Below are 8,044 nucleotides of genomic sequence, written 5' to 3'. Positions count from 1 at the left end.
CGAGCGTCACGGGCTCGATGATCTCGGTCACTCTGCCTGCTTCCCGCCAAGCCTTGCTCGGCGTGTCAGGCCGAGACCCACCCACCGTTAATCAGACAGACCCTGACCCCCCTCATCTGCGAAGAGCCCTGTTGCGCCTGTACGGGGCGCTGCTGACCGAACTCGTCGAGCGTGGGGTCCTGCGCTCGCGCAACGCCCCGGCCGGTGATCTGGCCGAGCATCTCGCGGCGGTCGTGTACAACGGCGTGCTCGCTCCGGCCTCGGAGAAGTCGTGGGATGTGCGCGACGGCGAGGGCCGAACCGTGCAGGTGAAGTGCCGGGTGCTGGACGACGGCAGGCCGGGCACCTTCTCGGTCCTGCGCTCGTTCGACTTCGACGTGTGCATGTTCGTCCGCCTCGATGGCGTGACCTACGACGTACTGTCCGCAGTCGAGGTCCCTGCCTGCGAGCTGGAGGCGATCGCGTCGTGCAGCGCACACGTGAACGGATGGCGCATCAGCACCCGGTATCCACTCGCCGGTCTACCCGGGGCGGCGGATTTGACCGAAAAGTTTCGGGTGGCGATGGATGGGGTTTGATGCACTGCTGCATGGTCAAGCTTCGCCTATCTGTGCAGCGGACCCAGGTGGACACGCCCGGGATCGAGCGGGGTAGGCAGGGGGTTCAGCGTCGGTACGAAGGAGGCGAGAGGGATGGTGGGGCACGACAACGGATCAGTGGCGATCCCGTCGCTGCGCACGGGCCGCTCGACCAGATCGTAAGGAGTCCAAATCAGCGTCTTGCCACGCGGTGAGAACCCGCGCCATCGTGTGACGGTGTATCCGATCAGTAGGGCGCGCTTCGAGGCGCTAGCGGGCTACTCCCGGCTCCCTTCCGCAGCTCAGTTCGGGCGTGAGTTCGCCTGGTACGAATCCGAGGACGGGCGCTTCGTCGCGACCATCGTGGTCGACACCGACGGCGAGTTCGTCGCAATCGTGCTCGCGCCAGACATGCAGGAGAGGCTCAGAGCTGTCACGGCCGACCCGGGCCACCTGGACGCGGCCTCCGCGCAGACGGCGATAGAGCGCTTCGTGGCGGCCAACGCGAACAGCGACTACGACGAGCTGCGCAGGCAGGACGACGACACCCGAGCACCGGTCGACTTCTTCACGCCTGTGGTCAAGGCGAGCCGTCTGCATCGCGACTTCCGCAGCCTGGCGGAGAACCGCGGCTACGTCCCGGCGCGCGCGGTCATCGAGCGAATGATGCGCTGGTACGACGACGTCGACGGGAACTTCGTGGAGCAGTTCCAGACGACGGGTTTCGACGCTCGCATGTGGGAGTTGTACCTGTTTGCTGCGCTCAAAGAGTCGAACCTGGCCATCGACCGGCCCAACCCTGCCCCCGACTTCCTCGCGAGTGGGCTGGCCGGCACCCTCGCCATCGAGGCGACGACCATCAACCCGAGCGTGGTCGACGGCAAGCCAGCGCCGTCGGCTCGTCCAGCGCCCGCGGAGGACGCGTCGGCCTATCGCCACCACTACCTGCCAATCCGGTACGCCGGTCCGTTGACGTCCAAGCTCGGCAAGAAGGACTGGCTGCACAGCGATGTGGCCGGGCATCCATTCGCCATCGCGATCCAGGACTTCCACGACTACATGTCGATGACTTACAGCGGCTCCGCACTGCCGGAGTACCTCTACGGCCTGCGCCACGAGTCGCACACCGACCCCAGCGGCCACCTAAACGTCACCCCGGTGCGCGTGGAGCAGCACCGCTGGAACAACAAGAAGGTGGACTCGGGATTCTTCAACCAGCCCGACGCCGAGAACGTCAGCGCGGTGATCTTCAACGCGCTCGGCACGATCTCGAAGTTCGACCGGATGGGTGTGCAGGCGGGGTTCGGCCGCGACGACGTTGAGCTGGTCCACCTCGGCACCGTTGCCGATCCTGATGTCGATGCCAGCGCCCCGCAGATGTTTCGCGAGGTCGTCTCGACGCAGTCAAAGGAACTGTGGGGCGACGGGATGCACGTCTTCCACAACCCGCACGCGCTGCACCCGCTGGACCCGAGAGTCCTTCCGTACGCGGCCCACCATCGACTGCGCGCGGACGGGCAGTTGGAGACGAATGCTCGCAAGCCGCCGCTCATCGCCTCGCAGACGGAGATCGCTGTCAAGACGTGAGGGGACCAGCGGCTGCACCGAGTCCTGAACTTGGCCGTCACCAACGCCTCCCGGCCCGATTGACCGGCCGGTCTCCGGTCGAACGTGCAACCTACGTAGCGCGTCCGATGCGACACGCCCGGGATCGAGCAAGGTAGGCAGGCGCGTCCGCGCAGTCTGCGCTGCACGTCGACACTCATATCGTTGGCGTGTAGCCGCGGCTATCGCGGTGGATGTGCCACCATCCTGCGATGGCGGCTACTGATCTGATCCTTCCCGCACCACCGATCCCGGGCGTGGTGCCGGCGAGAGCGCGCAAGGTCTTCGTCGTGACGCATCCAGAGGCGACGCACCATGTCGACGGGGTAGTCGGTGGCCAGTTCGACTCTGAGCTGACGGTGAAGGGCCTCGAAGACGCGGACCTCATCGCTGCGGCCTTGGCAGACAGGATCGGCGAAGAGCGCAGCCGGCACGTGGTCTCGTCGGACCTTCGCCGGGCGGCCCGGACCGCGGCAGCGATCGGGGTTGTCCTGGGCGTCGAACCCGAGCTCGACAGTCGCCTGCGGGAGAAGTCGTACGGTTTGGCCGGTGGTCGTGAGCAGTCGTGGTTGGACGAACGATTTGTCGCGCCGCCGGCAGTCGGGGACCGGATGAGTCACGTCGAGGGGCTCGACGGCGCCGAGGTCCGCCTGGACGTGGCCTGCCGGGTCTACGAGGCGATGTCTGAAGCGCTGGCGCGGGATGTGGACGACCTCGTGGTCGTGACCCACGGGTACGCGGCGACATTCGTGGTCGCAGCATGGATCGGGATGCCGATCGAGGCTGCCGGCCATGTGGCCTTCCACGTGCGCTCGGGGAGCATCACGACGCTGCGCGAGGACGACTTCTTTCACAACCGAGCCGTGCTGGCAGTCGGAGAGACGGCGCACCTGCAGCGTTGACCGAGGCGCCGGTCCGGCGGCGCGCGCCTGCTACCGGAACCTGCTCCCGGGACACCCATCAGCGGACACACACGCTGGTCACCACCCTGGCTAACGTCCCGGGGCCAGGGTGCGGAGGACGCAGAACTCGTTGCCCTCGGGGTCCGCCATGACCTCCCAGCTCCGCCCTGGCCCTTGGCCGACGTCTGTCCTGACGGCGCCGAGGGCGAGCAGCCTGACCACCTCGTCGTCGGTGCTGCGGTCGATCGGACTCACGTCGAGGTGGAGCCGGTTCTGCCCCTCCTTGGGCTCCGCCACCCGGATGAAGACGATCGTCGGGGGCGCCTGTCGAGCGCGGACGTCCTCGACCGTGGGTACCCACGAGCCGATCTCGACCTTGTCGTCACCCGGATCGATCACCTCGAAGTCCAGCACCGCGCACCAGAACGCGGCGAGCCGCCCCGGGTCCTGGCAGTGCACGACCAGCTCGGTGAACCTGCTCGTCATCGCTCCTCCTTCGGTCTGGGGACAGGCGCCGTCACGCGAGCGGCTCCGGTCCGAAACGGCCCCACGCCACGAAGAGCATCGCGCCGAGGAAGACGAGGTCGCCGAGGAGCTCGGTGTACTCGTTGCGACGGATCCGCTCGGTCACGGCGCCGGCCATGTAGAGCGCCATCGCCGAGGCGGCGACCGGCACCAGGACGGTCGCGATCCCGAGCAGGCCGGGCAGGACCAGCCCGAGCCCGCCGAGCATCTCGACGACGCCCATGAACTTCACCTTGCCGGGCGAGAAGTCCTCGGGCCAGCCCAGCCTGGCGGCATACCTCTCGTAGGACCACACCTGCTTGACGACACCTCCCGCGATGAAGCCGGACGCGAAGAGGGCTGCGACGATCCAGAGGGCGACGTTCATGATGCTCCGTTGTTCGGGTGACGTGATCGGACAGGGAGACGACGAGACGACCGGCCGGCCTGTGACGTCGCCGGTCTCAACCGGCGAGGTCCGGGTCGTCCGGGCGGAGCTCGGACAGGCCGGCGTCGAGGAGCAGCCAGCGCTCGACGCCGACGGACCGCAGGAACTCCTGGTCGTGGCTGACCACGACCAGGGCGCCGCGGAAGGACTCCAGCGCGGTGGTGAGCCGGTGCCGGCTGGTGAGGTCGAGGTTGTTGGTCGGCTCGTCCAGCAGCAGGAGCTGCGGCGCAGGCCGGGCGAGCAGCAGCGCGGCGAGCGTCGCGCGGAACCGCTCCCCACCGGAGAGCGTCCCGACCTCCTGGTCGGCGGCGCGGCCCCGGAACTCGAACCGCGCGAGCGCGGCCCGCACGTCGTTGACGCCGGCCCCGGGCGCGAACCGACCGACGTTCTCGGCCACGCTCAGCTCGTCGTCCAACAGGTCGAGGCGCTGCGGCAGGAACCGTAGCGGGACGTGCGCCCGGGCCGTCCCGGCGGACGGCCGCACCTCGCCCGCCAGGGCGCGCAGCAGCGTCGTCTTGCCGGCACCGTTGCGGCCCACGAGGGCCACCCGCTCCGGCCCGCGGACCAGCAGCTCGCCGGTCGCCCGCACCCCGTACGGCAGGACGGCGTCGCGGACGGTGAGCACGGTGCGGCGGGCCGGCACGGCGGTGTCCGGCAGGTCGACGCGGATCGCGTCGTCGTCGCGCACCGCCGACTCCGCCTCGTCGCGGCGGGCGCGAGCGTCGTCGACCTGGCCCTCGTGCATGATCCGGTGCTTGCCGGCCGCGACCTGGGCCTGGCGCTTGCGCTCGCCCATGACGACCTTGGGCTCGCGCTTGGTGTCCCACATCTTCTGGCCGTAGCGCCGGCGACGAGCGAGCTTCACCTGGGCGTCGGCGAGCTCCCGCCGCTGCTTGCGCAGGTGGGACTCGGCGTCGCGCAGGTCCCGCCTGGCAGCCTCCTGCTGGGCGGCGACCGCTTCCTCGTAGGCGGTGAGGTTGCCGCCGTACCAGGTGAGGACGCCGTCGCGCAGCTCGCCCACGTGGTCCACACGCTCGAGCAGGCCGCGGTCGTGGCTCGCGACGACGAGCGTCCCCGGGAAGTCGGCCACCACGTCGTACAGCCGGGCGCGCGCTGTCGTGTCCAGGCTGTTCGTCGGCTCGTCGAGGAGGAGGACGTCGGGGCGTGCGAGGAGCACCGCGGCCAGGCGCAACAGCACGGCCTCTCCGCCGGAGATCTCGCCGGTCGTGCGATCGAGCCCCAGCCCGTCAAGGCCGAGCCGGCCCAGGACGGCCACGGCGTGCTCCTCGACGTCCCAGTCCGTGCCGATCGTCGCGAGGTGCTCCTCGCGCACGTCGCCGCGGTCCACCGCGTGCAGGGCGGCGCGCTGCTCGGCGATGCCGAGCGCCTCGTCCACCCGCAGCCCGGTGTCCAGGGCCAGGTCCTGCGGGAGGTAGCCGACGTCGCCCTCGACCCGGACGGTCCCGGAGGTCGGGCTGAGCTCTCCCGCGACGAGGCGCAGGAACGTGGACTTGCCCGCGCCGTTGAGCCCCACCAGGCTGGTGCGGCCCGCCGGCACGGTCGTCGTGAGGGAGTCGAGCACCGGGGCGCCGTCGGGCCAGGAGAAGCCCAGGCCGGTACAGACGACCGAGGGCGGCTGTCCGTGGTGGCGCATGGTGTTCCTCCTGGTGGACGGGTCGGCGTGGGTCCAGCGTGGCCGCACCGGATGCCCGGAACAACAAGGGATCCCGTTACGATCGTTGTCTGTCGGGTTCACGATCGAGGCCCGGGTGACGCGACGACGAGCGGGACGCGAGGGGGCGTGGGGCGTGGAGCTGCGGGAGATCGAGATCTTCCTGAATCTCGCCGAGGAGCTGCACTTCGGCCGCACGGCCGAGCGGCTGCACGTGTCCGTGTCCCGCGTGAGCCAGTCGATCCGCAAGTCGGAGCGGATGATCGGGGCGCCCCTGTTCGAGCGCACCAGCCGAAAGGTCGAGCTCACCACGGTGGGGGAGGTGCTCCAGGCAGGGCTCCGGCCCGCCTACGAGGGCATCGGCCACGCCGTCTCCTCCGCGTCGGCCGCGGCGCGACGCATGTCCGGCACGCTGGCGCTCGGATTCATGGGCGCGCAGGCGCACCAGCTGGAACCCGTCCTCGCGCGGTTCCGGGCACGGCACCCCGACGCCGAGCTGCGCTACCACGAGGTCGTGTTCAGCGACCCGTTCAGCGCGCTGCGTCGCGGCGACATCGACGTGCTGACCACCTGGCTCCCCGTCGACGAGCCCGACATCACCGTCGGCCCCGTCCTGCGGACCGAGCCGCTACGGCTCCTGGTCGCGGCGGGCCACCCGCTCGCCGCGGCAGGGCGGGCGCAGATCGAGGCGCTCGCGGGTCTCGCGATCCCCGCCGTGCGTGGGGACGCCCCGGCGTCCTGGCTGGACGGCGTCCTGCTCGAGCGCACGCCGGCCGGCCGGGAGATCCCGCGCGGGCCCGCCGTCACGACCTACCAGGAGGTCCTCACCCTCGTCGCCGCGGGAAAGGTCGTCTGCCCCGTGCCCGACGAGGGCCGCCGCTACTTCCCGTGGCCCGGCGTCGTCTACCTCCCGCTGGACGGCGCCGCCCCGGTGCGCTGGGCGCTGGTGTGGCGAGCGTCCGACAGCACACCGCTGGTGCGCGCGTTCGTCGCCGAGACGCAGCGCGCCATGGGCTGAGCCGACCCGATCATTTTCGTCCGCTTCCAGTCGCCGATCCCCGGCAAGCGCGGCGTGCACACCGGCGTCTTCGGTCTCACCAACCTCCTCGGACGGGCGGGGCGCCTGACGCCCGACGAGCACGCGGCGTGGCGCGCAGGGAACGACTGGTACGACGCCGCCTACCCGGATCCGACGGACACCGATCCCTCGGTCTACGACGAGACCGCGCACCCGCGCGCGACGGCATGGTTCAAGGAGTCGGCCACCCACCTCATCGACCGGGTGCCGCCCTACCTCGCGATCCTCGGGGCGCACGGCGTGGAATGTGTCCGGGTCGAGTCGGATGACCCGGGGCGCGTGATCTATGAGGACGACGTCCAGATCGTCGTCGATCCCCACGACCCGGCCGCTCGGACGTCGTTCCATCCCGCGACTTGGTGAGCGGTGTCCCAGGGACGGTTGCTCACCGCAACGGAGCGGAGCGGTTCAGGACCTCAGACGGGTCGTGCTGCGGACGACGACGTCCTGGATCTGCAGGCACCGGTGTCGCGCTGACGTGACGAGCCCCGGCGCACGGCATGATGCCCGTGTGGACTTCTCGCAGCCGCCTGTGGTCCGGGTCGTCCCGGACGCCGAGCGTCCCCTGCCCGCGGGGGTGTGGCCGCGCACGGTGCCCGCCGTCGAGCAGGTGCTTCGCGACGGCCTCGAGCTCGCGCCGGGCGTCACGTTCCTGGTCGGGGAGAACGGCAGCGGCAAGTCGACGCTCGTCGAGGCGGTGGCGGTCGCCTACGGGCTCTCTCCTGAGGGCGGTACCGCGCACGGGCGGCACTCGACCCGCGAGTCCGAGTCGCCGCTGCACCGGGCCGTGCGGTTGCAGCGCGGCGTCGGTTCTGGTCGGTGGGGCTTCTTCCTGCGCGCCGAGACGATGCACGGCTGGTACACGTTCCTCGAAGAGCGCCCGGGACCTCACGACCCGGTGTTCCACGAGATGAGCCACGGCGAGTCGTTCCTCTCCGTCCTCGAGTCCCGCTTCGACGGGCCGGGCCTCTACTGCCTCGACGAGCCCGAGGCAGCGCTGAGCTTCGCCTCGACCCTGACCCTCATGAGTGTCCTGGCGGACGTCACGACCCGCGGCGGCCAGGTGCTGTGCGCGACGCACTCCCCGGTGCTGGCGGCGCTGCCCGGAGCGACGATCCTGGAGGTGGGACCGGAGGGCCTGCGCCCGACGACCTGGGAGGACCTTGACCTCGTGCAGCACTGGCGGGCGTTCCTCGACACGCCGGAGCGCTATCTGCGCCACCTGCTCGGGTGAGCTGAGCGGCCCGCAGCGCGCCG

General features: G+C 70.4%; 9 protein-coding genes. 6 read left to right on the top strand and 3 right to left on the bottom strand.

Annotation, left to right across the window (positions count from 1 at the left end):
* The 3 genes from IEW03_RS16865 to IEW03_RS16855 form a co-directional block, all read left to right on the top strand.
* Positions 1-578 (top strand): hypothetical protein (locus IEW03_RS16865; protein WP_229738379.1); only part of this gene is annotated, 578 nt, incomplete at its 5' end.
* Positions 579-815: 237 nt separating this feature from the next.
* Positions 816-2,165, top strand: coding sequence for a hypothetical protein (locus IEW03_RS16860; RefSeq protein ID WP_188524854.1), 1,350 nt, complete (start codon positions 816-818; stop codon positions 2,163-2,165).
* 230 nt (positions 2,166-2,395) lie between these two features.
* Positions 2,396-3,085, top strand: a complete 690-nt coding sequence (locus tag IEW03_RS16855; RefSeq protein WP_188524853.1) for a histidine phosphatase family protein — start codon at positions 2,396-2,398, stop codon at positions 3,083-3,085.
* A 90-nt stretch (positions 3,086-3,175) separates the two neighbouring features.
* Here the strand turns inward: IEW03_RS16855 and IEW03_RS16850 are convergent, their stop codons facing one another.
* From IEW03_RS16850 to IEW03_RS16840, 3 genes are all read right to left on the bottom strand, one after another.
* Positions 3,176-3,571: a VOC family protein gene (locus tag IEW03_RS16850; RefSeq protein ID WP_188524852.1), complete on the bottom strand. Its 396-nt coding sequence runs from the start codon at positions 3,569-3,571 to the stop codon at positions 3,176-3,178.
* A gap of 31 nt (positions 3,572-3,602) precedes the next feature.
* Entirely contained in the window at positions 3,603-3,977 is a 375-nt protein-coding gene (locus IEW03_RS16845) for a DoxX family protein (protein ID WP_188524851.1), read from the bottom strand.
* A 76-nt stretch (positions 3,978-4,053) separates the two neighbouring features.
* Complete coding sequence (locus tag IEW03_RS16840) at positions 4,054-5,691, bottom strand: ATP-binding cassette domain-containing protein (RefSeq protein ID WP_188524850.1); 1,638 nt, start codon at positions 5,689-5,691, stop codon at positions 4,054-4,056.
* A 115-nt stretch (positions 5,692-5,806) separates the two neighbouring features.
* Between IEW03_RS16840 and IEW03_RS16835 the strand changes: the two genes are divergently transcribed.
* The 3 genes from IEW03_RS16835 (at position 5,807) to IEW03_RS16825 (ending at position 8,021) form a co-directional block, all read left to right on the top strand.
* Entirely contained in the window at positions 5,807-6,727 is a 921-nt protein-coding gene (locus IEW03_RS16835; protein ID WP_229738378.1) for a LysR family transcriptional regulator, read from the top strand.
* Positions 6,728-6,781: 54 nt separating this feature from the next.
* Positions 6,782-7,150, top strand: a complete 369-nt coding sequence (locus IEW03_RS16830) for a hypothetical protein (RefSeq protein ID WP_229738377.1) — start codon at positions 6,782-6,784, stop codon at positions 7,148-7,150.
* A 148-nt stretch (positions 7,151-7,298) separates the two neighbouring features.
* Entirely contained in the window at positions 7,299-8,021 is a 723-nt protein-coding gene (locus IEW03_RS16825; RefSeq protein ID WP_229738376.1) for an AAA family ATPase, read from the top strand.
* The last annotated feature ends 23 nt before the right edge of the window (positions 8,022-8,044 follow it).

This window comes from Isoptericola cucumis, from assembly GCF_014635665.1.
Classification (GTDB): domain Bacteria; phylum Actinomycetota; class Actinomycetes; order Actinomycetales; family Cellulomonadaceae; genus Isoptericola; species Isoptericola cucumis.
This window is presented reverse-complemented; position numbering and strand designations above follow the sequence as displayed.

Excerpts from the sequence above, each read along its gene's own strand:
- IEW03_RS16855 (WP_188524853.1), top strand. The coding sequence starts at position 2,396 with ATGGCGGCTACTGATCTGATCCTTCCCGCACCACCGATCCCGGGCGTG.
- IEW03_RS16850 (WP_188524852.1), bottom strand. The coding sequence starts at position 3,571 with ATGACGAGCAGGTTCACCGAGCTGGTCGTGCACTGCCAGGACCCGGGG.
- IEW03_RS16845 (WP_188524851.1), bottom strand. The coding sequence starts at position 3,977 with ATGAACGTCGCCCTCTGGATCGTCGCAGCCCTCTTCGCGTCCGGCTTC.
- IEW03_RS16840 (WP_188524850.1), bottom strand. The coding sequence starts at position 5,691 with ATGCGCCACCACGGACAGCCGCCCTCGGTCGTCTGTACCGGCCTGGGC.